The organism is Brevundimonas aurantiaca (genome assembly GCF_014199955.1).
GTDB lineage: Bacteria > Pseudomonadota > Alphaproteobacteria > Caulobacterales > Caulobacteraceae > Brevundimonas > Brevundimonas aurantiaca.
Window position 1 is genome coordinate 169,499 of record NZ_JACHOQ010000003.1, and the last position, 26,874, is coordinate 196,372.

Consider the following 26,874-nt stretch of genomic DNA (forward strand, 5'->3'; position numbering starts at 1 on the left):
CGCCGCCCCCTTTCGGAGACGGCGTTCAGCTCTTCAGCTTCGAGATCGGCGGGATCGACCCGGTGAAACCGGGTCGATCCTTCGCCTGTCTTAGAAGTTGATGTCGATGGTGGCGCGACGGTTGAGCGGTTCGCGCACGCCGTCGGCGGTGGGCTTGGCCAGGGCGGTTTCACCCTTGCCGTCCAGGGCGATGACGCCACCGTTGACGCCTTGGGCGACCAGAGCGTCCGCGACGGTGCGCGAACGACGGTTCGACAGGCCGAGGTTATAGGCGGCCGAGCCCGAGGTGTCGGTGTAGCCGACGATCAGGACGCGGGTCGGACGGCCCGACTTGGCGTAGTTGGCGGCCTGAGCGACCACCGAGCGAGCCTCAGCCGTCAGGTCCGAGCGATCCCAGTCGAAATAGACCACGAACTGACGCTCGGCCGGCTTTTGCGGAACCGGCGGCGGGGGCGGCGGCGGCGGGGGCGGGGGCGGCGGCGGGGGCGGCGGGGGCGGCGGAGGCGGCGGGGCCGCTTCTTCGGCGCCGAAGCTGTAGCGCAGGCCCAGGGTCACGGTGTGCGACTGATCGTAGTCGCCGTCCCATTCGCCGAAGGCGGTGGCGCCGGCGCCCGTGCCGGCCGTGGTCGATTCCCACGAGGCGTCGCCCGTCAGATAGCGGTAGGTCAGGTCGATGTTGGCGCGCTCGCCAATGGCCCAGGCCAGACCGGCGATCGCCTGAGCGGCGAACTTGGTCGAGCTGTCGTCGATGGCGAACGCGGCGCCGCGGTTGGCGCGAAGATTGCCGATGGTGTCGACGTTGACGCGGTTCACGCCGGCGCCCAGGCCGACGAAGGGACGCACGCCCCAGGCTTCATAGCCGAAGTCATAGATGACGTTGGCCATCAGGGTGGCGGACTCGATGTCGCCTTCCGGCGAATAGCAGCCGCCCGTCGCCGGGGTCACGTTGCACAGGCCCTGGGTGCCCGAAACGGCGCGCACCGTGCCGATGTCGCCCGAGCGGTAGCCGCCTTCGAGCTCGACGCGCCAGTTGGGGTTGAAGCGATAGCCGAGGCGAGCAAAGGCCGCCCAGCCGTTGTTCACTTCATAGTTCCAGTTCGCGCCGGTGGTCGACGACTCGGCGTTGATGTCGTCGATGATGTGGTAGCCGGCGTCGATCGCGCCATACCAACCGTTGGGATCTGCCGAGGCCGCGCCAGCCGACAGGGCCAGGGCGGCCGCTGCGCTGGAGGCCAGCACGATAGTCTTCATACGCATAGGGTATAGCCCTCCGCCTGTTAGAACCTAGGGCGGATCTTACCGCCTAGGCGGCTCTTATCAGCGTTGCCGTGGAAGGTCGAGGCTGAAACTTGACGACGCAAGCTCTGAAATGAGGCGCCGTGCCATTGATGCTACAGATGAAATTGGCCTTCACACGCAGATTCGTCCGAGTTCCGTCGTTTTTCCGTCTTCCGCCGAGGGCCGGCCCAACCTTCAGCTCGCTGCGGAAACGATCTGCATCCCGAGCCATTCGCCCACCAGAGCCGGCTTGTCGGCGCCCTCGATCTCGATCGTCAATTCATGTTTAAGAAGCCAGCGCCCCTCGCCCTTGTCGGTTGCATCCAACAGGCGGAACCGGCCCCGCACGCGAGATCCCGCCGGGACGGGCGCCAGAAACCTCAGCCGGTCGAAACCGTAGTTGACGCCCATGGTCAGACCATCCAGCGGCGCCACGGCGTCATAGCTCATGGCGGACGCCAGACTCAGGGTCAGAAAACCGTGAGCGATGGTTCCGCCGAAGGGCGTCGCCCTCGCCGCCTCGGGATCGACGTGGATGAACTGATGGTCCTCGGTGCAGTCCGCAAAGGCGTCGATCCGATCCTGACCAATCTCGAACCATCGGGACACCCCGACTTCCTGACCGATCAAGGCGTGAAGATCCTGGGTCCGGGTCATGGCCGTCTTCTCCTCCGTCTCTCTATTTTCCAAGACCTTGACCCAGCTCCGGAGCAGTGAAAAGGGTCAACCCTCGAACCGCCCCTCAATGATCGCGGCGTAAAGCCCGGGATCGACATTGCCGCCGGACAGGATCAGGCCTGTCGTCCGGCCCGCGCCCTCGACCTTTCCGGCCAGCAGGGCCGCCAGGGACACCGCCCCGCCGGGCTCCACCACCAGTTTCAGATGGCGGAAGGCGAACCGCACCGCCTCGGCGACCTCGGCGTCGGACACGGTCAGGGCGCCGTCCAGGCGGCGGTTGATCGGCCAGGTCAGGACGCCGGGCATGGGCGCCATCAGGGCGTCGCAGATCGAGGGCGGCCCCGCCGGGCGCCCGACCCGTTCCCCGGCCGCCAGCGACCGGGCCGTGTCGTCATAGGCGTCGGGCTCGACCACCAGGACGCGGGTCTCGGGGCTGCGCTCGGCCATGACCAGATTGATCCCGGCCATCAGCCCGCCGCCCGAGGCGCCGCACAACAGCTGATCCATCGGCGCGTCGGCCTGGTCCATCATCTCCAGCGCCGTCGTCCCCTGGCCCTCGATGATGAAGGGATCGTCGAACGGCGGCACCAGGACGCAGCCCCGCTCGGCGGCGATGGCGGCGCCGATTTCCTCGCGGCTCTCGGTCCAGCGATCATACAGCCGCACCTCCCCGCCGAAGCCGATCACCCCCTCGACCTTAACCTTTGGGGAATCGGACGGCATGACGATGATCGCCGGCGTCCCCACCAGGGCGGCGGCGGCGGCCACCCCCTGGGCGTGGTTGCCGGACGAAAAGGCCACCACCCCGCGTCTCTTCTCCTCGGCATTCAGCCGGCTGATGCGGTTATAGGCGCCGCGAAACTTGAAGGCCCCGGCGATTTGCAGGTTCTCCGCCTTCATCAGAACCCGGCCGCCGACCACGGCGTTCAGGGCAGGGCTCTCGATCAGGGGCGTGCGGACGGCGACACCGTCGATCTGGCGGGCGGCGTCGAGAACGCCTTCATAGCTGGGCAGGTGCGTCGTCATATGCTCCCCTTAGCCCGACCGCAGGCGTCGCCCAAGACGGCGCAGGGAGAGAAAGACAATGAGCCTGATCCTCGCCATCGACCAAGGCACGACCTCGACCCGGGCCATCGCCTTCGAGGTCCGGGACCACGACCTGCGCCCGGTCGCCGTCAGCCAGATCGAGCTGGCTCAGCATTTCCCCCGCTCCGGCTGGGTCGAGCATGACGCGGGCGAAATCTGGTCCGCCACCCTCCAGACCTGCCGCGAAGTGGTGCGCCAGGCGGGCGGGGTCGACCGGTTCGCCGCCGTGGGCCTGACCAACCAGCGCGAGACGTCGGTGATCTGGGACGCCGCGACGGGGGAGCCCCTGCACCGCGCCATTGTCTGGCAGGACCGCCGCACCGCCGAGGTGACCGCCCGCCTGACCGCCGAGGGGCGTGAGCCGGGTGTCCAGTCCGCCACCGGCCTGATCCTCGACCCCTATTTTTCCGCGACCAAATTCGCCTGGCTGCTGGACGCCGTGCCCGGCTCGCGCGAGCGCGCCGCGCGGGGCGAGGTGAAACTGGGCACGATCGACGCCTGGCTGATCTGGAAACTGACCGGCGGCCGAGTTCACGCCACCGACGCCGCCAATGCGTCGCGTACAGCCCTGATGGATCTGAAGACGGTCGAGTGGCGCGACGACCTGTGCGTCCTGTTCGACGTGCCGCGCCAGGCCCTCGCCGCCATCGTCCCCTGCGCCGGCCGTATCGGCGAGACCGATCCGGCGCTGTTCGGCCGCCCCCTGCCCATCGCCGGATCGGCGGGCGACCAGCAGGCCGCCCTCGTCGGCCACGGCGCCCTCACGCCGGGCGACGCCAAGATCACCTACGGCACCGGCGCCTTTCTGGTGGCCAATGTCGGCGCCGAGCCGGTGGCCTCGACCCGCCGTCTCCTCGGCACGCTCGGCTACCAGGCCGAGGGCCGCACCGCCTATGCGCTGGAGGGGTCGATCTTCTCGGCCGGCTCGGCGATCCAGTGGCTGAGGGACGGGGTCAAGCTGATCTCTGAATCCCGCCAGTCCGAAGCCCTGGCCCAGAGCCTAGCCGACAACGGCGGGGTCTATCTGGTCCCCGGCTTCACCGGCCTGGGCGCCCCCTGGTGGGAGCCGGAGGCGCGCGGAACCGTGGTCGGGCTGACGCGGGATTCCGGCCCGGCCCATTTCGTCCGCGCGGCGCTGGAGGCCCTGGCCTATCAGACCCGGGATCTGCTCGACGCCCTGGCCCAGGACGGCGCCCCGCCCCTGAAGACCCTGAAGGTGGACGGCGGCGTCACCGCCAACAGTTTCGCCATGCAGTTCGTCGCCGACATCTGCGAGGTCGAGGTCGAACGTCCGGCCTTCCAGGAGATGACGGCCCTGGGCGCTGCGCGTCTGGCGGCCCTGGGCGTGGGTCTGATCTCTGATCTTCAGGCCTGTCCGGCCGAGGCCCCGGCCTGCTGGAAGCCCCGAATGAGGCCTCAGGAACGCGACCGTCTGCTTTCAGGCTGGCGTCGCGCGGTCAAGGCCGCCATCATCGCCGCGCCGGAGCGCGCCTAAGACGCGGGCGGCTCTAGGGAAACGCTGAAAGAACCGACTGGGCTGTACATGACCGACGCCTCCGCCGCCGACGCGCCTCTGCAGGATGCTCAAACCGCCTTTTCCGGCACGCGCGAGGTCGATCCCCGCTACCGGCTGGACGAGGCGAGGCTGGACGCCTGGATGACCGAAAACGTCGCGGGCTACGCCGGCCCTCTGACGGTGCGCCAGTTCAAGGGCGGTCAGTCCAATCCCACCTATGAGCTGACCACCCCGACCGCCGCCTATGTGCTGCGCCGCAAGCCGCCGGGCCTGCTGTTGCCCAGCGCCCACGCCGTCGATCGCGAATTCCAGGTCATCTCCGCCCTGGCCGCCCAGGGCTTTCCCGTGGCCAGGCCCCACGCCCTCTGCCTGGACGAGGGCGTCATCGGCTCGATCTTCTATGTGATGGACAAGGTGGAGGGCCGTATCTTCTGGGATCTGAAACTGCCCGGCCTCAGCCCCGCCGAGCGCCGGGCCATCTATCACGCCCAGACCGACGCCCTGGCCCGGCTTCATGCCTTCGATCCCGCCGCCATCGGCCTGGCCGACTATGGCAAGGCCGGCAACTATTTCGCCCGTCAGGTCGGCCGCTGGACCAAACAGTATCGCGCCTCGGAGACCGAGGCCGTCCCCGCCATGGACCGGCTGATCGCCTTCCTGCCGGACAGTCTCCCGCCGGAGGGTCCCTGCCGCATCGTCCACGGCGACTTCCGCCTGGACAATATGATCCTGGCTGAAGACCGGGCGGACGTCCGCGCCGTTCTGGACTGGGAGCTGTCGACCCTGGGCGATCCCATGGCCGACTTCTCCTATCTGCTGATCGCCTGGGCCATTCCCGCCAGCCTGCGAAACGGCCTCGCCGGCGCCGATCTCGTGGCCCTGGGCATTCCCTCGGTCGAGGAGACGGTGGATCGCTACGCCGCCGCCACTGGCTTGCGCCCAGCCGATCTAGACTGGCTCTACGCCTATAATCTGTTCCGTCTCGCCGCCATCTGCCAGGGCATCGCCGGCCGCGTTCGCGACGGCACGGCGGCCAGCGCCCACGCTCGCAGCATGGCCGCCCAGGTCGGGCCGCTCAGCGAGGCGGCCTGGACGTTTGCCAAGAAGGCGGGGGCCTGATCCGCCTGGGGCTCAGCCGCCTCGATCCGCCCCGCCGGACCCGGAGGTCGGCCTGCGGACGGCGGCGCCCAGAATGCGCCGATCCGCCTTGTCCTGAATCATCACGACCACAGCGTCCTCGTCCCGCGTCTGAGGCAGGGGGTACAACATCGGCCGGCCCCGCCAGTCGCCCAGGCGCGTGACGTCGCGGACCACATTCAGCTGGCGCACCTCGCGGCCGCGGTTTTCGCCGCGACCGACCTCGACCACCTGGACGCCGGGCGTATAGGTGACGGCCAGAACCTCGGCCCCGCCCGCCGGGACGCGGCCCGAGCCGACGCCGACCTGATCGCCGCCTTGGCGGAACTCGATCTCGGGCGGCCAAGCGCGGCGGCCCGCCGCCTCGAGGATGGCGGTCTCAAGCTCAGGTCCGCGCACGCCCGAGACCTGTCGGCGGCCGTCGATGACCACCTGGGGCGTGGAGACGCCGCGCTGACGCAGGGCGGCGCGATAGGCCCGCTGGCGCTGAGAAAACTCAGGCCGGGCGAAGGTGTCGGTCCAGCCCAGATAGTCCCAATAGTCGACCCCGTAGGTCAGGGCGATGACGCGCGGCTCGGCCGCAGCCCGTTCGACCGTGGCATTGGCCTCCAGACAGGCGCCGCACCCCTGGGCGGTGAACAGTTCGACCACCACCGGCGGTCCGGCGGCGACGGCGTGCCGCCCCGGCCGCGAGGCGGCGGGCTGGGCGACCGATCCAGCGCATAGGGCGGCGCCCGCCGTGATTGCCGCTGCAATGATCCCGATCCTGTGTCTCATGGCGACGTTCTTAACCGCCGGGCGCGCAGGCGGGGGTCATAAGTGCGTGACCCTCGCCTGCGGCGGCGTTCAGTCCATCAGCTGCTGGGAGAGATAGACATAGTGGCGGGCCCAGCGCCGCGCGTTGGCCACCGGATCGGCGTCGTTCGAATGGCCGCCGGCCGTGTCCTCATAATAGAGGTGATCATGGCCCTGGTCGCCCAGCCGGGCGGCGAATTTGCGCGCATGGCCCGGATGGACCCGGTCGTCGCGGGTGTTGGTGGTGATGTAGACGCGCGGATAGTCCACGTCCGGCCGAAGCTGCTGATAGGCGGAGTAGCGGGCGATCCATTCCGCCTCCTCCGGGATGCGCGGATCGCCGTATTCGCCGATCCAGGAGGCGCCGGCCGGCAGCTCGTGATAGCGCAGCATGTCGATCAGCGGGCTTTCGATCACCGCCGCATTGAACAGCTCCGGGTGCTGGGTGATCGACACCGAGGTCAGGACCCCGCCGTTGGACCGGCCATAGATGCCCAGCCGGCGCGGACTGGTGATCCCGCGCCGCTCCAGGTCGCGCGCCACGGCGGCGAAGTCGTCGAAGGCCTTCTGACGGTTCCCGTCCAGGGCCGCCTGGTGCCAGTCGGGCCCGAACTCGCCGCCGCCGCGGATATTGGCCTGGACGAAGACCCCGCCGCGCTCCAGCCACAGCTTGCCCATCTCGGGCTTGTAGGCCGGGTTCAGACTGACCTGGAACCCGCCGTAGCCGAACAGGATCGTCGGGTTCGACCCATCCAGCTTCATGTCGCGCGGGCGGGTGATGAAATAGGGGATCCTGGTCCCGTCGGTCGAGGTGGCTTCGTACTGCTCCACCACATGGGTCGAGGCGTCGAACTTGGCCGGGGCGGATTTCAGTTCGGTGAGGGTCGTCGCGCCGACCGAGGCCAGGCTCAGGGTCGGGGGGGTCAGGAAGCCCTGGGTCCAGACGAAGACCTGACCCTTGGACTTGGAGGAGTCGCCCAGCCCCACCGCGATGTTTTCTGGCGTCGCCACATCCTGGCGGCGCCAGCCGAATTCGCCCCGGTTCTCGAAGATCGTCAGCCGCCCGGCCACATTGTCGGACAGGGAGGCGACGACCTGACGGTCCAGCACCCGCACGTCGCCCAGCGACTGACGGGCGGCCGGCTCATAGATCAGAAGCGCCTGGTTGCTGACGCTCAGATCGTCGCGGTCGGACCGCAGATGGTTCAAGGGTATGGAAAGCAGCGAACCGGGCTTGTAGGTGAGGCCGTTGAAGGTCCAGGCTTCGTCGTTCGAGACGATCAGCAGGTTCCCCTGCGCTCCGAAGACGCTGACCCGGTCCGGCAGGGCCAGCTTCACCGTCGATCCGTCATGGGCCATCATCCAGGTTTCGGAGCGGAAGGTGTCCAACGGGCGGGTGATGATCACCGCCGTGACCCGGCCGTTCTTGTCGCGATAGACGGCCGGGCTGACGCCGTAGCCGCCGTCCGAGGCGTCGCCGCGATAGTCCTCGACCGCCTGGGCCAGGGTCTGGCCGCGCTTCAAGGTCTTGACGATGAAGGGATAGCCGGACTCCGTCAGACTGCCCGGACCGAAATCGGTGGCGACCAGAAGCGTGTCGCGGTCCAGCCATTCGATCCGGTGCTTGCCTTCGGGCAGGTTGAAACCGCCGCCCACGAAACGTTTTGTGGTCAGGTCGAACTCGCGCACGACCACCGCATCCTTGCCGCCGTCCGACAGATTGATCAGGCAGCGGGTCTCGTCGGGCGCCAGGCAGTCGGCGCCCTTGAACACCCAGTCCCGCCCTTCCGCCTTCGACAGGGCGTCGATGTCCAGCAGGGTCTCCCACTGCGGGGTCGCGGTGCGGTAGCTCTCTAGCGTCGTGCGACGCCAGACGCCCTTGGGATTGGTCGCGTCCTGCCAGAAGTTGCCGATCCCGTCGCCGAGGAAGGATGGGCTGGGGATCCGGTCGGTGGCGGTCAGGATGGCCTGGGCCTCGGCCCGGAAGGTTTCATAGCGCGGGTCGCCGGTCAGGACGGCCAGGGACTTGCGGTTCTCCTCGGCCACGAAAGCCATGGCCTCAGCCCCGTCCACCTGCTCCAGCGCCAGATGGTCGTCGGCCGCCGCGACGCCGGCCGGGGTCAGGTCGCGGGGGAAGTGCGGCGGGGGAGCGTCGTTGGTCGATACGACGACTTCATCTGAACCGATCTCAACGGGCGTGCCCGCACAGGCCCCCATCAGAAGCGCCGGAATGGCGGCGGACAGGATCAGTTGACGCATCTAAAAACTCCGCTCATCCCGGCGAAAGCCGGGACCCAGATCTTTGAGCGTTCGGCGCCGCCCATTCGTACTGAACTCGATCCCAGCCGCCGAACCTCGCGAAAGCACTGGGTCCCGGCTTTCGCCGGGATGAGCGGAAAGAAAAGACCCTATTCCTTCGCCGGCGTGTCCATCAGCCGCCGCGACAGATAGGTGTATTCCAGCGCCAACCGCCGCGCCGTCTCTTGCAGGTTGGCCCCCGCCGCATGGCCGCCGTCGGTGTTCTCATAGAAGAGCACCGGATAGCCCAGCTCTTCCAGACGCGCCGCCGCCTTGCGGGCGTGGCCCGGATGGACCCGGTCGTCCTTGGTCGAGGTGTGGATGAAGACCTCTGGATAGGGCTGGCCCGCGCGCAGGTTCTGATAGGGCGAATAGGCCTGGATCCAGGCGCGCTGTTCGGGAATGTCCGGATCGCCGTATTCCCCGATCCAGCTGGCGCCGGCCAGAAGCTTGTGGAAGCGCAGCATGTCGAACAGGGGCACCTGGATGACGGCGGCGTTGATCAGGTCCGGCCTCTGGGTCAGCATCGCCCCCATGAACAGGCCGCCCTGCGAGCCGCCCATGATCCCCAGCTTGGGCTGACTGGTGATGTTCCGCGCGATCAGGTCCAGAGCCACGGCCTGGAAGTCCTCGTGCGCGCGCTGGCGGTTCTGCTGCAAAGCCGCCTCGTGCCAGCGCGGGCCGAACTCGCCGCCGCCGCGGGTGTTGGCGATGACATAGACCCCGCCCCGCTCCAGCCACAGCTTGCCGACCGTGGCCGAATAGCCGGGCAGCAGCGAGCTTTCGAAGCCGCCGTAACCGTACAGCAGGGTCGGGTTGGACCCGTCCAGCGGCATGTCCGCCTTATGGACCACGAAATAGGGGATCATGGTCCCGTCGGCCGAACGGGCCTCGTGCTGCTCCACCGTCATGCCGGTGGCGTCGAACTTGGCCGGCATCGACTTGACCTGATCGACCGCTCCGGTCGCCGCATCGGCCAGCCACAGACTGGACGGGTTCAGATAGCCGGTGACGCTGACGAAGACCTTGTCGTCCACCTCAGACGCCGAGCCGACGCCGACCGAGACGTTCTGCGGCAGGTCCAGGGTCGAATAGGTCCACTCGCTCTCGCCGGGACGATAGACCCGCACCGAACCGCGCACATTGTCGTACAGGGCCACGACCAGGGTGTTGCGGGTGGCGTTCACCCCCTCGACCGCCTGACGTTCCGTGGGACGCAGCACCAGGACGGCGGGGGTGGCGGGGTCTTCCAGCCAGGCGTCCAGCGGCCAGGCGATCAGGTCGCCGCTCTTGAAGTCCTGCCCGGACGGCGCGGTCCAGTCCTGTTTCAGCGACACCACCAGCTTGCCGGCGACCAGGCCGGTGATGTCCGACTTGGCCGGCAGGGCCAGTTTGACCACGGCCCCATCGTCGGTGACGCGATAGGTCTCGGACGAATAGAAGTCGATCGACCGGTTGATCAGGGTCGCCTTCAGCACCCCGTCCGCGTCGCGCAGCGTATAGCCGGACACCGACACATCCGTCGGCTCGCCCATGAACAGGACGTCGGCCTGGTCCAGGCTCTCGCCGCGCCGCATCCGCTTGACCACCATCGGATAGCCCGAGTTGGTCAGGGTGCCGGGGCCGAAGTCGCGCGCGACCAGAAGGGTGTCCTTGTTGATCCAGCTGGCCCCGCCCTTGGATTCCGGCAGATAGATCCCGCCTTCGACGAAGCTGCGGGTCACGCTGTCGAATTCGCGCAGGGTCACCGCGTCCTTGCCGCCGTTGGACAGGCTGATAAGGCAGTAGCGCTCTTCGGGGGCCAGGCAGGTCGAGCCCTTATAGACCCAGTTCGCGCTCTCGGCCTCGGCCAGGGCGTCGATGTCCAGAACCGTCTCCCACTGGGGCTCGGCGGTCTTGTAGGAGTCCAGGGTCGTGCGCCGCCAGACGCCGCGCACATGCTGGGCGTCCTGCCAGAAGTTGTCGATATGGCCGTCGTGGGTGAAGCCCGGCGAAGGGATGCGGTCGCGCGACTGGACGATTTCCAGCGCCTGCTGGTGCAGGGTTGCATAGCGGGGATCCCCCTGCAGAACGCCGAGCGAATGGGCGTTGTGCGCCTTCACCCATTCCATAGCCCGTTCGCCCTCGACCTCCTCCAGCCAGACATAGGGGTCGGTCGCCTCGCTGGTCGCGAAGGCGGGGGCGGAGGAGGCGGTCTGGGCCATGGATACCGAGGTCAGGCTGGTGGAGGCGAGAAGGGCCGCGAGCACGGCGGCGGATGAGCGGATCATGGACAGTCCCCGAAATGACGACCGGCACCTTAACGACGGCCCGCCCGGCGGCAAGGCGAGGCGGCCGACCCTTACGGTTTTGTCATCTTCGCTCAGCCCTCGTCGGGAATGCAAAGCAGATTGCCGCAGGCCTTGCAGTGGACGGCGTCCGGTTCATGCGTCTGAAGGCCGCAGCGGTCGCAGGGGTGGCGGACCTTGTGCGGCTTGATGATGGCCTGGGCCAGCCGCAGGAACAGGGTGATCCCCACCAGCATGATGGCGATGGACAGAAGCCGGCCTGCGGACCCCGGCAGGGTGACGTCGCCGAAGCCGGTGGTCGTCAGGGTCGCCACGGTGAAATAGAGGGCGTCCACATAGCCGCTGATCCCGTCATGCCCCAGGAAGGTGGCGTAGACGAAACCGGTCACGACGAAGACGAAGGTCACGAGACCGGACAGGGCCCGCACCACCGCCTCCACCCGCGTATCGTCATAGCGGGAGCCGACGGTCCGCCAGAAGAAGTCCGAATTCAGCAGGGTCCACAGCCGCAGCAGCCGCAGGAAGCCCAGGTTGAACAGCCAGATCGGGAACAGCAGGGTCGCCAGGACGAACAGGTCCAGCCAGACGATCGGCTTCTTCAGCCAGTCGCGAATGTCCGAATAGGCATAAGCCCGCGCCGCCAGATCGGCCGCGAGCAGGGCGGCGATCAGATAGTCCAGCACATAGAAGGCCCACCCCATGTTCTTCAGTATGGGCGAGGCCAAAAAGAAGGCGATGATGGTGAAATCGACGGCGATGACGGTCAGTCGGAACCGCACCGCCGGCGGCTGGCTGCCGTGATACAGATAGCGCAGCCGGGCGCGCAGACGCAGGCTGTCGGGCTTGCCTTCAACGACCGTCGGTTCGAGTTCGATCTCAGACGCCTTTCATCCGGCGGCGCGTGTCAGGGGGCGGGCCGCAGCGGGCCAATCAATCGCGAACCGCCGTCCATGTCCAACGGTTCCGAGAGCCGAGCCGTTTCCTCACGGCCGGAGCCGGCCTATATTCCGGCCATGACCCGATCCTTCGTCAAGATGAACGGCGCCGGCAACGACTTCGTCGTTATCGACGCCCTGGGCGCGCCCTTCCGGCCGACGCAGGATCAGATCACGACCCTGGCCGACCGCGCCTCGGGGGAAGGGTTCGACCAGCTGATCGCCATCGAACCGTCCGACGCGGCAGACGCCTTCATGCGGGTCTGGAACGCCGACGGCTCCATGGTCGAGACCTGCGGCAACGCCCTGCGCTGCGTGGGCTGGCTGCTGATGGAGGCCAAGGGCTCCGACCGGGTCGTCATCGACACCGCCGCAGGCCCGACCACGGCGTCCCGCGCCGGCGACCACAGGGTGACGGTCGATATGGGCCGGCCCCGGCTGGACTGGACCGAAGTCCCCCTGGCCGAAGAGATGGACACCCGCGGGATCGAGCTTCAGCTCGGCCCCATCGACGCGCCGATCCTGCACACGCCGGGCGCCGTCTCCATGGGCAATCCGCACGTCGTCTTCTTCACCGACCGGCAGGATGACGCCTTCGTGACCGGCTCCGGCTCCCTGGTCGAACACCACCCCCTGTTTCCCGAAGGGGTCAATGTCGGCTTCGCCCATGTGCTGGACCGCGGCCATATCCGGCTTCGGGTCTGGGAGCGGGGCGCCGGCCTGACCAAGGCCTGCGGCACCGGCGCCTGCGCGGCCCAGGTCGCGGCGGTCCGGCGCGGCCTGACCGACCGCAAGGCCACCGTGGTCGTCGACGGCGGCGAGCTGACGATAGACTGGGATCCGGCGACGGACCATGTGCTGATGACCGGCCCGGTCGAGGTCGAGCGCACCGGCACCCTGCCCTTCTGACAGTATGGGCGGTTGACGCTGACGTGAAGGGAAGCTTGCGCTGAGGCGTGTGCCCCTTCCGGAGCGTCAAGGCTTGGCGCGGCGCGTCCCAACCTCTAGGACACGAACTGTTACAGCTGCGCCGAACCCTGGACGTCCCGATGCCCGATCTGACAGAAAAACAGACCTTCTCCGACCAGGAGGCGCTGGATTTCCACCGCATCCCCACGCCGGGGAAGATCTCGATGGCCCCGACCAAGCCGATGGCGACCCAGCGCGACCTGTCGCTGGCCTATTCGCCGGGCGTGGCCGTGCCGGTCCTGGCCATCGCCGAGGACGCGGACAAGGCTTACGAATACACCTCCAAGGGCAATCTGGTCGCCGTCATCTCGAACGGCACCGCCATCCTGGGCCTGGGCAATCTGGGCCACATGGCCTCCAAGCCGGTGATGGAGGGCAAGTCGGTCCTGTTCAAACGCTTCGCCGATGTGGACAGTTTCGACGTCCAGGTGAAGACCACCGACCCGGACGAGTTCATCACCGTGGTGAAAAACATCGGCGACACCTGGGGCGGCATCAATCTGGAGGACATCAAGTCCCCCGAATGTTTCGTCATCGAGAGCGAACTTCAGGACCTGCTGGACATCCCCGTCTTCCATGACGACCAGCACGGCACCGCCATCATCTCGACCGCCGGCCTGATCAACGCCTGTCATGTCGCCGGCAAGCGGCTGGACGAGGTCAAGGTGGTTCTGGCCGGCGCCGGCGCCGCCGGCCTGTCCTCCATCGCCCTGATGAAGGCGGCCGGGGTCAAGGCCGAGAACACGGTCATCTGCGACAAGGAGGGCGTCGTCTACAGGGGTCGCGAACACGGCATGGACCAGTGGAAGGCCGCCCATGCGACCGACACGCCCCACCGCACCCTGGCCGAGGCCATGGTCGGCGCCGACGTGGTGCTGGGCCTGTCCGCCAAGGGCGCGATCACCAAGGAGATGGTGGCCTCCATGGCTCCCAATCCGATCATCTTCGCCATGGCCAACCCCGATCCCGAGATCACGCCGGAAGACGTCAAGTCGGTCCGGTCGGACGCCATCATCGCCACCGGCCGCTCGGACTATGTGAACCAGGTCAACAACGTCCTGGCCTTCCCCTATCTGTTCCGGGGCGCCCTGGACGTGCGGGCGCGCCGGGTGAACCACGAGATGAAGGTCGCCTGCGCCCAGGCCCTGGCCGCCCTGGCGCGCGAGGACGTGCCGGACGAGGTCGCCGCCGCCTATCGCGGACGCAAGCTGAAGTTCGGCCCGGACTACATTATCCCGACCCCCTTTGATCCCCGGCTGATCTGGTACATCCCGCCCTTCGTCGCCCAGGCGGCGATGGATTCGGGCGTGGCCCGCGTCCAGATCGACGACATGGACGCCTATCGCAACGCCCTGCGCTCGCGCGTCGATCCGTCCGCCGCCCTGATGCAGAAGATCAACTCGGCCGTGCGCGGCGGACCCAACAAGCGCATCGTTTTCGCCGAGGGCGAGGAGCCGGCCGTCATCCGCGCCGCCTGGGGCTTCAAACAGGCCGATCTGGGCACCCCCATCCTGGTCGGACGCGAGGATCTGATCCGCCAGAACGCCGCCGAGGCCGGGCTGAATTTCGACGATCTGGGCATAGAGATCACCAACGCCCGCGTCTCCGGCCACAATGTCGAGGACACCGACTGGCTGTACGAGAAGCTGCAGCGTCGCGGCTATCTGCGCCGCGACGTTCAGCGGATGATCAACCAGGACCGCAACTATTTCGCCGCCACCCTGGTCGCCAAGGGCCGGGCCGACGCCATGGTCGCCGGCGTCACCCGCAACTTCAACATGGCCCTGAAAGAGGTCCAGCGCGTCCTGGACGTGGACGACACCCTGATCGGCCTGTCGATCCTGCTGGCCAAGGGCCGGACCCTGTTCGTCGCCGACACCACCATTCACGAACTGCCGGACGCCGCTGAGCTGGCGGACATCGCGATCAAGGCCGCCGAGACGGTGCGCAAGCTCGGTCGCAATCCGCGCGTGGCCTTCCTCAGCTATTCCACCTTCGGCAATCCGCCCGGCGACCGGGCCGAAAAGGTTCGCGAGGCGATCCGCATCCTGGACAAGAAGGGCGTCGACTTCGAATACGAGGGCGAAATGCCCCCCGAGGTCGCCCTCGATCCGAAGGGCCATCCCGCCTACGCCTTCAACCGCCTGACCAAGCCGGCCAACGTCCTGGTCATGCCGGCCATCCACTCGGCCGCCATCTCGACCAAGCTGGTCCAGGCCTTGGGCGGCGCGACCGTCATCGGACCGCTGCTGGTCGGGCTGGAGAAGCCGGTCCAGATCGTCTCCCTGGGCGCTTCGGTCAGCGAGATCATCACCGCCGCCACCTTCGCCGCCTATGACGCCGGCCCCGCCTTCCAGGGCTCGGGCCTGACCTCGGCGCCGCGTCCGCCCGCCGCCGTGGTCGAAAAGCCGAGCACGGCGGTCCCCCCCACCGTCTGATCATGAGCGAACCCGGCTCCTTCCCGCCCACCGCCCCCCCGCCCCGGCGGGTGGAGCCGGGTCTCTATCTGGTGGCGACGCCGATCGGGAACCTGCGCGACATGACGCTCAGGGCGCTCGACGTCCTGGCCGCCGCCGACCTGGTCCTGGCCGAGGACACCCGCGTCACCGCCAAGCTGCTGACCGCCTATGGACTGAAGGCGAAGCTGGAACGCTGCGACGACCACGCCTCCGGTCGTGCGGCCGAACAGGCCATCGAGCGCCTCCGGAACGGCGAGGTCGTGGCACTGGTCTCCGACGCCGGCACCCCCCTGGTGTCCGACCCCGGCTTCGTCGTCGCCCGCGCCGTGATCGCCGAGGGCCTGCCCGTCCACCCGATCCCCGGCCCGTCCAGCCTGTTGGCCGCCCTGTGCATCGCCGGCCTGCCCGCCGACCGCGTCCTGTTCGCCGGCTTCCTGCCGCCCAAGACCGCCGGGCGGACCGCCGCCCTGGAAGGGCTGAAAGGCCAGCGCCAGACCCTGGTCTTCTTCGAAAGCGGGCCGCGCCTGCGCGACAGCCTGACCGACATGGCGGCGGTTCTCGGCCCTCGCCCGGCCGCCGTGGCGCGTGAATTGACCAAGCTGTACGAAGAATGCGTGCGGGGCTCGCTGAACGAACTGGCGGTCGATCCCCGACTGGATGCGCCCAAGGGCGAGATCGTCGTGGTCATCGGCCCCGGCGAGGCGGAAGAAGCGACCCAGGCGGACGCCGACGCGGCCCTGACCGACGCCCTGACCCGGCTTTCGACCGGAGAAGCCGCCTCGGAAGTCGCCCGCGCCCTGGGCCTGAACCGCAAGACCCTGTACCGCCGCGCCCTGGAGCTTCAGGGCAAGTGAGCCCCCGCCTGCCCCGCCCGACGCTGGATCGACGTCCGAAGGCGGCCTGGCGTCAGGCCAAGGGGGGCGCCGCCTTCAAGGCCGGTCATGCGGCGGAATGGGTCGCCGCCCTCTGGCTGATGCTGAAGGGCTATCAGGTTCTGGGGTTTCGGCTGAAGACCCGCTCCGGCGAGATCGACCTGCTGGCCCGTCGCGGGCGAACCCTTGCCGTGGTGGAGGTCAAGCGCCGCGCCCGGCTCGATCTCGCCGTCCTGGCGCTGAAGCCCGCCCAGCATGATCGGCTGGTTGCAGCGGGCGAGGCGGTCCGGCGTAATCGCCCGGCCCTGCAACCGCTTGAATTGAGAATTGATATGGTGGCGCTGGCTCCCGGTCGATTTCCGCGTCATCTTCGCGGCGTTCAGAGGCGCGGGAACTGAAGGGATCGCATGACCCGGGAAGAGGCCGAGGCCATCCTGACGTCGGCCGGTGACGGCGGCGACGAGGGCTTCCCCCTGCTGGAGGCGGCGATCGCCTGCGCCATCCACGATCATCCCTTCCGCGACCCCCAACCCGTCCGCACCCTGGCCCGCAGCGCCTGTGAAAGGCTGAAGGAGCGGGTCGGGGGCGAAAGCCCGGACGAGGCCCTGTCCGAAACCATGGCCGCCGACCTGCGTCTGAACGGCGACCTGCTCCATTACGACCATCCCGCCAATACCGACCTGATCGAGGTGGCCGAGCGGCGGCGCGGCCTGTCCGCCGCCCTGGCGGTCTTCTATCTCCACGCCGCCCGTGCGGCGGGGCTGAAGGCGGCGGGGGTGGACTTCCCCGGCCATTTCCTGGTCCGCGTCGAGACGGCCGAGGGTCCGGTCGCGCTCGATCCCTTCAGCCAGGGTCGGCTGGTCCTGCCCAGCGAACTGACCCGGCGGGCGCTTCGGGCCGGTCTGACGCCGCACGTCGCCGACCGGCTGGACCTGTTGATGGCCCCGGTCAGCGACCGTCAGGCCTTGATCCGGCTGCAGAACCTGCTGTTCAGCCGCGCCATCCGCAGCCACGACTATGAGGCGGCCGAACGCTCGGCCCTGCGCCGGGCCCTGCTGGACCCGCAAGACCACCGGCCCTGGCTGGACGTCGCCGCCGCCCGCGAGAAACAGGGCGCCCTGACCGGTTCCCTGGAGGCCCTGTCTCGGGCCCGCGGCCTTGACGGCGTCGAAGAAGCGCGTCGATCGACGACCTTCGAGCGCGTCCGAATGCGGCTGAACTAGACCGGTTCGCCGCGCAGCAGCCGCGGCAGGTCGCCGGTCGCCCCGCCCGCCTCCTGCATGAAGGCCCGGCGCAGCGGCCCGATCCGGTTCACCGCCGCCATCCCCAGATCCCGCATCAGCCGGACCGGGCCGATGTCGTTGGAGAACAGCCGCACGAAGGCGTCGAAACCGGCCGCCAGGGCGGCGTTGTCGAACCGGCGCCAGCGGGCGTAACGCTCCAGAACCGTCTCGGCCCCCAGATCCTCGCCCAGGCGCGCGGCCTCGGCCAGGATCTCGGCTAAGGCGGCGGCGTCCTTCAGCCCCATATTCAGCCCCTGGCCCGCCACCGGATGCACTCCGTGGGCGGCGTCGCCGATCAGGGCGAGACGCGGCGCGACCAGTTTTTCGGCGAGGCTGAGCGACAGCGGATAGACGAAGCGCGGCCCCTCGACTGAGACCCCGTCCAGAAAGGCCCCGAACCGCCGCATCAGATGCGACTGGAAGGCCGCGTCCGAGGCGTCACGCAGGGCCTCGGCCCGCCGCGTCGTCTCGGTCCACACCAGGCTGGCCCGCTGGTCGGTCAGGGGCAGGATGGCGAAGGGGCCGCTGGGCAGGAAATATTCGTGGGCGACATTGCCGTGGTCGCGGCCCAGCCGGACCGTGGCCACCACCCCGCTCTGGCCATAGGCCCAGCCGACCGTCTCGATCCCGGCGGCGCGGCGCACGATCGAGCCCCGGCCTTCCGCCCCCACCACCAGGGCTGCGGTCAGGATCGAGCCGTCGGCCAAGGTCACGGTCGCCTTGCCCGCATCCCGCTCGACCGAGACGACCGAGGCCGGCGCCCGCACCTCGATCCCCGCCGCCGTCACCGCCTCGGCCAGGGCCGCCCGGATCCGCCGGTTCTCGACCATATAGCCCAGGGGCTCGCCCCCGGTCCGCCCGCCGATCTCCTCGGCGTCGAAGCGCAGGAAGGCCGGCGAGGGCGACTTGCTGGCCGCGCCCGGCCGACGGCCGTCCGTGACGAGAATGTGATCCATCCGGCAGGCGTGCGGCCGCAGGGTCTCGCCCAGGCCCAGGGCGTCCAACATTCGGAAGGTCGAAAAGGCGATCGCGGTCGAACGCCCGTCGAAGCTGGGCGCCAGCTGGGCGCTGAACGGCTGGGGATCGACCAGCACCACCTTCAGCCCGCCCTGCGCCGCCGCCAGGGCGAAACTCGCCCCGGCCAGGCCCGCGCCGGCGATGATGATGTCGTAGCGTTCGGTCTCTGCCATGGCAGGCTTGTCGCGCCGCACGCTCAAAAGGTCCAGAGGACGGTTTGTCTCCGGCGCCTGGTAAATGAGCCCTTAACCCTGGGGATGCGACAAGGCGGGTCGAACGTCAGCCGCCCGGAAGGTCTCGCCTTTCATGTCCACCGCCCTCGCCGTCGGCCGCCAGGCCTGGATCAGCGCCCGCATCCTTTGGGAGGCGCCCTTTGTCGTGCGTTTCCGGGGTGTGCTTCAGGCCCTGCTGGCGACCCTGCTGCTGATCGCCCTGATCTCCTGGAATCCGGCGGACGCCAGTCTGAACGCCGCCTCCAGCCTGCCGACCACCAACTGGCTGGGGGCGAACGGCGCCCTGTTTGCGGACCTGTTCATGCAGTCCCTGGGCCTGGCCGCCTGGCCCGCCGCCCTGCTGGCGATCGCCTTCGGCCTGGCCCGCGCCATCGGCGACGCCATCCAGCAACGTCTGAAACCCAGCCCGATCAAGGCCCTGTCGGCCACGGCCGGAACCCTGCTGTTGTCCGGGGCCCTCGCGGCCCTGGCCGCCCCCGCCGCCTGGCCCTTAGCCGCCGGCCTGGGCGGTCTGTGGGGCGACGCCTTCACCGGCCTGACCGCCCAGGGCCTGGCCGCCCTGAGGATTCCCGGCGGGCGGATCATCGCCGGATTGCTGTTCCTGGGCGGCGGCCTGTGGCTGACGGGCTTCGCCATCGGCTTGCGCGCCATGGACTTCATCGACGCCCTGCACTGGGGCCGCTCGCTGCGCGCCCCCGCCGCGCCCCCGCCTGCCGTCGCTGCCAAAAAGCCGCGCGCCCCCGCACGCGAAAAGGCGGCGCCCAAGCCCGAGGTTCGCACGCCCGCCCCCGCCCCGGACGCCGCCGTCGCGCCGGATCAGGACGCCGACGGTCCCCAGACGGCCTATGACGACCTGCCGCCCTGGGAGGAGGAGCCCGCCCCCGCCGCCCGCGCCGCGCCGCGAGCGGTCGAACCCCGCGTCGCCGCGGTCAAGGCGCCCAAGCCGCGCAAGGAAGACGTCGACCAGCAGGCCTTCGTCTTCGACCGTCCCGAAGGCGCCTTCGACCTGCCGCCGCTGGGCATCCTCACCAAGCCCGCCCAGCGCGTCGGTTCGGTGGATGAGGACTCCCTGAAGCAGAACGCCAAGATGCTGGAAGGCGTGCTGCAGGAATTCGGCGTGCGCGGCGTGATCGACCAGATCCGCCCCGGCCCCGTGGTCACCCTGTACGAGCTGGTCCCCGCCCCCGGCGTGAAACACGGCCGCGTGGTCGCCCTTGCCGACGACATCGCCCGCTCCATGTCCGCCCGCGCCTGCCGGATTTCGGTGGTTCAGGGCAGGAACGCCATCGGCATCGAACTGCCCAACGCCAAGCGCGAGACCGTCTATCTGCGCGACCTTCTGTCCAGCGCCGAATACGACAAGAAGGGCCACCTGCTGCCTCTGGCGCTGGGCGAGACCATCGGCGGCGAGCCCTATGTCGCCGACCTGGCCCGCATGCCCCACCTCTTGATCGCCGGCACCACCGGCTCGGGCAAGTCGGTCGGGGTCAACGCCATGATCCTGTCGATCCTGTATCGTCACAGCCCGGCCGAGTGCCGCTTCATCATGATCGACCCCAAGATGCTGGAACTGTCGGTCTATGACGGCATCCCGCACCTGCTGGCCCCCGTCGTCACCGATCCGAAGAAGGCGGTCGTCGCCCTGAAATGGACGGTGCGCGAGATGGAGGACCGCTATCGCCGCATGTCCAAACTGGGCGTGCGAAACGTCGCCAGCTACAACGAGCGCGCCCGCGAGGCCCAGGCCAAGGGCGAACATTTCGAGCGCACGGTCCAGACCGGCTTCGACGACCAGGGCCGCCCCGTCTACGAATCCGAGAAGATCCGCCCCGAACCCATGCCCTATCTGGTGGTGGTCATGGACGAGATGGCCGACCTGATGCTGGTCGCCGGCAAGGATGTGGAAGGCGCCGTCCAGCGCCTAGCCCAGATGGCCCGCGCCGCCGGCATCCACCTGATCATGGCGACCCAACGCCCGTCGGTCGACGTCATCACCGGCACCATCAAGGCCAACTTCCCGACCCGGATTTCCTTCCAGGTCACCTCCAAGATCGACAGCCGCACCATACTTGGCGAACAGGGCGGCGAACAGCTGCTGGGCCAGGGCGACATGCTCTATATGGCCGGCGGCGGCCGCATCACCCGCCTGCACGGCCCCTTCGTCGACGACAAGGAGGTCGAGGACGTCTGCAAACACCTGAAGGCCCAGGCCGAGCCCGACTACCTCGACCTGATCACCGACGAACCGGACGGCGACGGGGACGGCGGCTTCGACGAGGGCGGGAACGGCGGCTCCGGTGACGATCTCTACGACCGGGCCGTGGCCGTGGTCACCCGCGATCGCAAGGCCTCGACCTCCTACGTCCAGCGCCGGCTGCAGATCGGCTACAACCGCGCCGCCTCCCTGATCGAACGGATGGAGCAGGAGGGCGTGGTCAGCCCCGCCAACCACGCCGGCAAGCGCGACGTCCTGGCCGGCCCGCCGCCGATGGTGTGATCGGGGGAGGAGATGTCTCAGCCATCAAAGGCGGCGGTCGTGTAGCGAGAATGAAGCGTCCAGCCGAGAGAGGTATAGAGCGCTCGCCCCTCTGCGGTGGCCACCAGAACGCCGGTTCTGGTGGAGACTTCCCCTTCAAGAGTGCGCATCACACGACGACCGAGACCCCGCCGTCTGTGACCGGGGTCAACGGAAATTCGATCATAAACGGCGATCGCGCCATCAATCACCACAATGCGCCCCCTCGCGACCTCGACGTCATCGGCGAGGAGACGGCAATGAAGCACAGCCCCTAGCTGTTCCAACGAGACCTTATAGCCTTCGGCATCTGGAGAAGAGGCCGTCATCGCGCCCGACAGGGTCATCATGAAGCCGGGCGGCTTTACTGACCAACCGCAAGGCAAGCAGGCCATGGTCGTCGCCTCATCCTCGCAGACCTTTAGGAACACATTGGGTTCGGTGATCCGATCAGCCCGCCGAAGGACGGCGGCGTCCGCCTCGGCATGGACGAAGCGGCGCACCTGATCAGGCGCGCCCACTTCGATTCTCCAACCCCCATCGTCCCATACGGGCGGCGACACGCCGCGTGTCAGCGCCCATCCACGGGTCCAAAGGGCCAGAAGTTCAGGATCAGCGCTCATAAGGGCGCACCATGACGCACAGCGCCGGATGTAGGCAACGGATCAAGCTTCGGCGCGTTACCCTCCCCGCCGTCGCATCCAAGCTTCAGCATTTCGATGAACAGGGCTTCATCGGAGCGCCGGAATATGGTCAGGCTCGCGTCATTCCGACGCCAAGCCGATCGGGCAAGACGGCGGCATCGCTGACCATCCCGAACGGGAGACTGACTTCATGACCACCCCCGCCGTCGCCGAGAGCCTCGCCGCCCCGATCGACGCCCCCGTCGATTCCCAACGCCGCGCCCTGCTGCTGGGCGCCGGACTTGTGACGGGCTTCGCCGCCCTGGGGATGTTCGACGCGGCCCAGGCCCAATCCAATCTATCGGCCGAGGATCGGGCGGTGGTTCAAAGGGCCCAGACCTATCTCCAAGGCCTGACCTCGGCCCAGGGCACGTTCGTCGAGACGGGTCCGGGCGGACAGCGCCGCGAGGGCCGCTTCTATCTGCAGCGGCCCGGCAAGATGCGGTTCGAATACACCAATCCGGCCGGCCTGCTGGTCGTATCGGACGGCTACAACGTCAAACGCTACGACCCGCGACTGAACAACTTCCAGCAGGTTCCTCTGGGACGGACGCCTCTTTCGACCTTCCTCGCGCGCAATGTGCGGCTGGACCAGGGCGTCCGGATCGACCGCGTCACCCGGATGCAGTCCGGCGCCTTCGCCATCACCGCCCGAGACGCCAATCGGCCCAACGACGGCCAGGTGGTGCTGGCCTTTGCGGGCAATCCGATCCGTCTGCACGAATGGACCATTTCGGACGCCCAGGGATCGCGGACCCGCACTCAGCTGACCTCGCTTCAGCCTGCCTCCAGCTTGGCGGCCAGCCTGTTCCAACTGCGAGATCCGACCCGGCGCCCCGGTCGGAACTAAGGCCTGCACGCGCGGAATTCGCGAATCACCGGTATCCATCCGTTGCCGGAGAATCACGGCCAAGCGGGAAATGTGACAATTTGACCTTTTCCTTCGGTCGTGACATCTAGAACACAGAGCGGCGGCGGCCGCTCTACCGCCACGGATGCATCCCCCTCCCCGGCGGCGAGAGAGACGAAACTGGATCGGCCCGGCCCGCAGAGGTCGGGCCTTTTTTCTGGGTGGTTCTTCCGGAGCGCGGCCTGTTAAAGCGAAGCATGACCCTTCGCCTCGCCACCTGGAACATCAACTCCGTCCGCCTGCGCATCGATCAGGTCGCCCGGTTCGTCGCCGAACGGGCTCCCGACGTTCTGATGCTGCAAGAGATCAAATGCACGACGGATCAGTTCCCGCGCGCCGCCTTCGAAGAGATGGGCCTGCCTCATATGCGTGTCGCTGGCCAGAAGGGCTGGCACGGGGTGGCGATCGCCAGCCGCCTGCCGCTTGAGGACAGCGAGACCTTCCAGGTCTGCAAACTGGGCCATGCTCGCTGCGTCTCGGCCCGGGTCGCCGGGATCGACGTTCAGAACTTCTACATTCCCGCCGGCGGCGACGTGCCCGACCGGACGCTGAACCCCAAGTTCGATCACAAGCTCGACTTCTACGAACAGCTGACCGAGATCGTCGCCCGACAGGATCGGTCTCGCCCCCTGGTCATGGCCGGCGATTTCAACATCGCACCGGGCGAGGGCGACGTGTGGAACCACCGCTACATGTCCAAGATCGTCAGCCACACGCCGATCGAGGTGGAGGTGCTGAACCGACTTCAGGCCACAGGCGGCTTCGCCGACGTGCTGCGCGACCGTTTCCCCGAACCGCAGAAGCTGGCCAGCTGGTGGAGTTATCGAGCCGCCGACTTCCGCAAGTCGAACCGCGGCCTGCGCCTGGATCATATCTGGACCTCGCCCGGCCTGACCCCGGCCGTCATCAAGGACACGGCCCGGATTCATGATGACGTCCGCGAGTGGGACCGGCCGTCCGACCATGCGCCGGTGACGGTCGATTTGTCCGTCTGACCCCGACAACTGTCCCACAAGCGTCGCACAAGCTTAGCCTTTCAGGCGCATAGCTTTAGGCAGCCTGTCATTGACCCGCACTAAGGAGCCCGCGCCGCCCATGGGGGCGCGGCCTCATTAATCGGATTTCCAATGACCATTTCAGGTTCGTCCACTCGGCGCGCCCTTCTCGGCGTTTCCTGCAGCCTCGCCGCGCTCTGCGCCGGCGGTTCGGCCTGGGCCCAGTCCGAGACCGCTACCGGCCCAGCCACCTTGCAAGAGATCGTCGTGACCGGCGCCCGGCGCGCCCAAACGGTTCTGGTCGAGGAACGCCAGGCGACCGGCGTCGTGGACGCCGTCGCCGTCGGCGACGTCAGCCTGAACCCCCAAACCACCATCGCCGACCTGGCCAAGCGCCTGCCCGGCGTGTCGGTCAGTCAGGACCAGGGCCGCAACCAGTCGGCCACCGGCGAAGCCCAATACGTCGCCATCCGCGGCTTCGACACCAGCTTCAACGCCTATACGCTGGACGGCCTGCGCCTGCCCCAGACGGCCGGCGGCCGCTCGATCTCGCTGAACCTGTTCAGCCCCTTCGCCATCCAGACCATCGGCATCGAAAAGACGCCGGATGCGACGCTCGACGCCGACGCCATCGCCGGTATCGTCAATCTGGTCACGCCGACCGCCTTCGACTTCGGTGACCAGATGCTGCGCCTGCGCGCCGTCGGCCAGATGGCCGAACTGGCCCAGGATCGCGGTCAGGACAGCCTGGGCGGCGCGGTCGGCGTGGACATGGCGCGTCGCTTCGCCGACGGTCGCCTGGGCGTCTATGCTTCCGCCTATTACGAGCAGAAGGACAGCGCCGCCGAAAGCGTCGCTGTTCAGAACGACTACAAGACTTCCAGGGCCAATGTCGGCTCGGCCCGCGAGAATGAGAACGCCCTGTCGGCGGACGGTCTTCAGTGGAACTTCTTCAACTCCACGGTGGAACGCTACGGCGCCACGGCCTCTCTGGACTATCGCACCCAGCCCTTGGACCTGTTCGCCCGGGTCAACTATGCGACCTACACCAACACCAATACGATGAACCAGACGGGGCTTCGCAGCGAGCGGACCTCGGGCCAGACCAATCCCAATCCGGGCGGCGCCAACTACAACGCCGCCGGCGACTACACGCCCTACGGCATCAATCCGGCCAACTATTTCCGCGTCGAGGACGTCGAACAGGAGCTGCTGTCGGTCCAGACGGGGGGCAAGCTGCGCTTCGGCGACTTCACCGCCTCGCTGGAAGCCGCCTATGCCGACGGCCGTCTGGACTCGCCCAATACGATCGAGGCCGCCTGGCGAGGCGTCGCCTATAACGGCGCGACGGGCAATACCGGCGCCTCGACCGAAGGGCTGAAGCTGGACCTGTCGGACCCTCGCTGGCCCATGCCGGTGCTGTCGGCCGGCGCGACCGCCTATGTCGCCAGCCAGGACCGTCCCAGCCAGATCTATGTCCAGCAGGGCTACGGCTATCTGTCGGAGGTGAAGAAGACGGTGAAGGGCGACCTGACCTGGGCCGGTTCCGGCGTGCTCGCCAGCGCCTCGGTCGGCGGCTTGTACGAGACGGCCGATCAGGACGGCCGCAGCCTGGCCCCGGACGACACCCGCTACCGTTTCCGCACGTCCTTGCAGGCTGGAACCGTGGACGGCCCGTCGATCGGCGCGACGCCCGGCCGCCTGATCACCGACTTCATGGACCACGGCACGGTGCGCCCGGTGAAGCTGGTCGATCGCCGCTTCGTCGAAAACGAACGCGATCTGTACGGCTCGACCGTGGTGGTTTCGCAAGAGAAGCTGAACCAGGGCCTGTCGGACAGCCGGGAAGACCGGACGGCCGCCTTCGCCGCCGCCACACTGAAACTGGCCGGCGGCGTCCTGGAGATCACGCCGGGGGTCCGCTACGAGGACAACCACTTCGAAGCCCGCTTCTTCGTGAAGGACGCCGACGGCGCCCGTTTCGCGACCGCAGATCGGGATTACGACCATGTCGATCCCAGCGTCATCGCCGCCTGGCGTCCCAGCGACGCCCTGGTGGTGCGGGCGGCCGCGCGTTCCAGCTACAGCCGGCCTGCGGGCAGCCAGCTGGCGGGTCCGACCACCGTCAGCCGCGACCCCGTCACCAACGCCGTCATCAGCATCAGCCAGCCCAACCCCGATCTGAAACCGGTTGAGGGCTGGAGCTATGACCTGGGTCTGGAATGGTACGCCGTCGGCTCCAACCTGCAACTGGCCGTCTACCACAAGGATCTGGACAATATCGTCGTGCCGACCGCCCTGCGGACGGGCACGAGCAAGACCAGCGACGGCGTCATCCTGATCAAGCCGTTCAACGGCCTGGGCGGCTCCGCCACCGGGATCGAAATGGGCGGTCGTTATGTCCTGCCGGTCGACGGCTGGATGGACGGCCTGTCGCTGGGCGGGAACCTGACCTATCAGCAGACGGAGGCCGAATACCGCCTCTCCTCGACCGACATCCGCAAGAGCGACCTGCCCCAGGCGCCCGAGCTGATGTACAATCTGGAGGCCGGCTATGAGCATGGGCCGGTGCGGGCCAGCCTCTGGTACAACTACACTGGTCGTCGCCTGGACACGGTTCAGGACAGCCAGCCCGACATCTACATCCAGCCGTCCAAGGAGCTGAACCTGGGCGTGGCCTTGACCCTGGCGCCCGGACTGGAAGTGGGGGCTGCGGTCCGCAACCTGACCGACGAACCGACCCGTTGGTCGACCGTCGGGGCGGGCGAACGCTATGTCTCGCCCGACCGCAAGGGCGGCTATCTGGAAACCGGCCGGGTCTTCCAGGTCAGCGTCAACGCCACCTTCTGATCCTTCGGGCCCAGTCGATTGACGCTCAGGAGGGCGGCGGAGCAAATCCGCCGCCCTCTATCGTTTCGGGAAAGCCG

At 68.2% G+C, this 26,874-nt stretch carries 21 protein-coding genes; 12 read left to right on the top strand and 9 right to left on the bottom strand.

Going from position 1 to position 26,874, the window contains the following annotated elements:
- Positions 1–90: 90 nt before the first annotated feature.
- From GGQ93_RS08335 to GGQ93_RS08345, 3 genes are all read right to left on the bottom strand, one after another.
- Positions 91–1,251, bottom strand: a complete 1,161-nt coding sequence (locus GGQ93_RS08335) for an OmpA family protein (protein WP_183216692.1) — start codon at positions 1,249–1,251, stop codon at positions 91–93.
- 222 nt (positions 1,252–1,473) lie between these two features.
- Positions 1,474–1,935 carry a MaoC family dehydratase gene (locus GGQ93_RS08340; RefSeq protein ID WP_182715066.1) on the bottom strand — a complete coding sequence of 154 codons (462 nt, stop codon included), beginning with the start codon at positions 1,933–1,935 and terminating at the stop codon, positions 1,474–1,476.
- A 66-nt stretch (positions 1,936–2,001) separates the two neighbouring features.
- Complete coding sequence (locus tag GGQ93_RS08345) at positions 2,002–2,982, bottom strand: threonine ammonia-lyase (RefSeq protein ID WP_183216343.1); 981 nt, start codon at positions 2,980–2,982, stop codon at positions 2,002–2,004.
- 58 nt (positions 2,983–3,040) lie between these two features.
- Here GGQ93_RS08345 and glpK point away from each other — a divergent pair, with 58 nt between their 5' ends.
- Both glpK and GGQ93_RS08355 read left to right on the top strand, forming a co-directional pair.
- On the top strand, positions 3,041–4,537 hold the full coding sequence (gene glpK / locus GGQ93_RS08350; protein ID WP_182715064.1) for a glycerol kinase GlpK: 1,497 nt from the start codon (positions 3,041–3,043) through the stop codon (positions 4,535–4,537).
- A 48-nt stretch (positions 4,538–4,585) separates the two neighbouring features.
- Positions 4,586–5,677 (top strand): phosphotransferase family protein, encoded by a 1,092-nt coding sequence (locus GGQ93_RS08355; protein WP_183216345.1) that lies wholly within the window; start codon positions 4,586–4,588, stop codon positions 5,675–5,677.
- Between the two features lie 12 nt (positions 5,678–5,689).
- Here GGQ93_RS08355 and GGQ93_RS08360 read toward each other — a convergent pair whose 3' ends face one another.
- The 4 genes from GGQ93_RS08360 to GGQ93_RS08375 form a co-directional block, all read right to left on the bottom strand.
- Positions 5,690–6,472, bottom strand: a complete 783-nt coding sequence (locus GGQ93_RS08360; protein WP_183216347.1) for a DUF1223 domain-containing protein — start codon at positions 6,470–6,472, stop codon at positions 5,690–5,692.
- A 69-nt stretch (positions 6,473–6,541) separates the two neighbouring features.
- The gene (locus tag GGQ93_RS08365) at positions 6,542–8,749 is read right to left on the bottom strand and encodes a prolyl oligopeptidase family serine peptidase (protein ID WP_183216349.1); all 2,208 of its coding nucleotides are present in this window, start codon (positions 8,747–8,749) and stop codon (positions 6,542–6,544) included.
- 149 nt (positions 8,750–8,898) lie between these two features.
- Positions 8,899–11,058, bottom strand: a complete 2,160-nt coding sequence (locus GGQ93_RS08370; protein ID WP_183216351.1) for a prolyl oligopeptidase family serine peptidase — start codon at positions 11,056–11,058, stop codon at positions 8,899–8,901.
- Between the two features lie 92 nt (positions 11,059–11,150).
- Positions 11,151–11,951, bottom strand: a complete 801-nt coding sequence (locus GGQ93_RS08375; RefSeq protein WP_152949275.1) for a potassium channel family protein — start codon at positions 11,949–11,951, stop codon at positions 11,151–11,153.
- 138 nt (positions 11,952–12,089) lie between these two features.
- Here GGQ93_RS08375 and dapF point away from each other — a divergent pair, with 138 nt between their 5' ends.
- From dapF to GGQ93_RS08400, 5 genes are all read left to right on the top strand, one after another.
- Positions 12,090–12,920, top strand: a complete 831-nt coding sequence (gene dapF / locus GGQ93_RS08380; protein WP_183216353.1) for a diaminopimelate epimerase — start codon at positions 12,090–12,092, stop codon at positions 12,918–12,920.
- A gap of 140 nt (positions 12,921–13,060) precedes the next feature.
- Entirely contained in the window at positions 13,061–15,418 is a 2,358-nt protein-coding gene (locus GGQ93_RS08385; RefSeq protein WP_183216355.1) for an NADP-dependent malic enzyme, read from the top strand.
- 2 nt (positions 15,419–15,420) lie between these two features.
- A complete protein-coding gene (rsmI, locus tag GGQ93_RS08390; protein ID WP_183216357.1) occupies positions 15,421–16,293 on the top strand; it encodes a 16S rRNA (cytidine(1402)-2'-O)-methyltransferase in 873 nt (290 codons plus the stop codon).
- The gene (locus tag GGQ93_RS08395; protein WP_183216359.1) at positions 16,290–16,709 is read left to right on the top strand and encodes a YraN family protein; all 420 of its coding nucleotides are present in this window, start codon (positions 16,290–16,292) and stop codon (positions 16,707–16,709) included. The genes rsmI and GGQ93_RS08395 overlap by 4 nt, the downstream gene beginning before the upstream one ends.
- A gap of 9 nt (positions 16,710–16,718) precedes the next feature.
- Positions 16,719–17,534 (top strand): transglutaminase family protein, encoded by an 816-nt coding sequence (locus GGQ93_RS08400; RefSeq protein ID WP_183216361.1) that lies wholly within the window; start codon positions 16,719–16,721, stop codon positions 17,532–17,534.
- Here GGQ93_RS08400 and GGQ93_RS08405 read toward each other — a convergent pair.
- Positions 17,531–18,784: a UbiH/UbiF/VisC/COQ6 family ubiquinone biosynthesis hydroxylase gene (locus tag GGQ93_RS08405; protein ID WP_183216363.1), complete on the bottom strand. Its 1,254-nt coding sequence runs from the start codon at positions 18,782–18,784 to the stop codon at positions 17,531–17,533. The two genes, GGQ93_RS08400 and GGQ93_RS08405, sit on opposite strands and share 4 nt — an antisense overlap.
- Positions 18,785–18,917: 133 nt before the next feature.
- On the opposite strand from GGQ93_RS08405, the gene GGQ93_RS08410 reads away from it, so the two are divergent.
- The gene (locus GGQ93_RS08410) at positions 18,918–21,341 is read left to right on the top strand and encodes a DNA translocase FtsK (RefSeq protein WP_183216365.1); all 2,424 of its coding nucleotides are present in this window, start codon (positions 18,918–18,920) and stop codon (positions 21,339–21,341) included.
- A 17-nt stretch (positions 21,342–21,358) separates the two neighbouring features.
- Here GGQ93_RS08410 and GGQ93_RS08415 read toward each other — a convergent pair whose 3' ends face one another.
- Positions 21,359–21,982, bottom strand: a complete 624-nt coding sequence (locus GGQ93_RS08415) for a GNAT family N-acetyltransferase (protein ID WP_183216367.1) — start codon at positions 21,980–21,982, stop codon at positions 21,359–21,361.
- 11 nt (positions 21,983–21,993) lie between these two features.
- On the opposite strand from GGQ93_RS08415, the gene GGQ93_RS08420 reads away from it, so the two are divergent.
- The 4 genes from GGQ93_RS08420 to GGQ93_RS08435 all read left to right on the top strand — a co-directional run bounded on the left by GGQ93_RS08420 (position 21,994) and on the right by GGQ93_RS08435 (position 26,797).
- A complete protein-coding gene (locus GGQ93_RS08420; RefSeq protein ID WP_183216369.1) occupies positions 21,994–22,197 on the top strand; it encodes a hypothetical protein in 204 nt (67 codons plus the stop codon).
- Positions 22,194–22,892, top strand: a complete 699-nt coding sequence (locus GGQ93_RS08425; protein WP_183216371.1) for a LolA family protein — start codon at positions 22,194–22,196, stop codon at positions 22,890–22,892. The genes GGQ93_RS08420 and GGQ93_RS08425 overlap by 4 nt, the downstream gene beginning before the upstream one ends.
- A gap of 257 nt (positions 22,893–23,149) precedes the next feature.
- Positions 23,150–23,947 carry an exodeoxyribonuclease III gene (locus tag GGQ93_RS08430; protein ID WP_152949271.1) on the top strand — a complete coding sequence of 266 codons (798 nt, stop codon included), beginning with the start codon at positions 23,150–23,152 and terminating at the stop codon, positions 23,945–23,947.
- A 132-nt stretch (positions 23,948–24,079) separates the two neighbouring features.
- On the top strand, positions 24,080–26,797 hold the full coding sequence (locus GGQ93_RS08435) for a TonB-dependent receptor (protein WP_183216373.1): 2,718 nt from the start codon (positions 24,080–24,082) through the stop codon (positions 26,795–26,797).
- Positions 26,798–26,874: the final 77 nt, after the last annotated feature.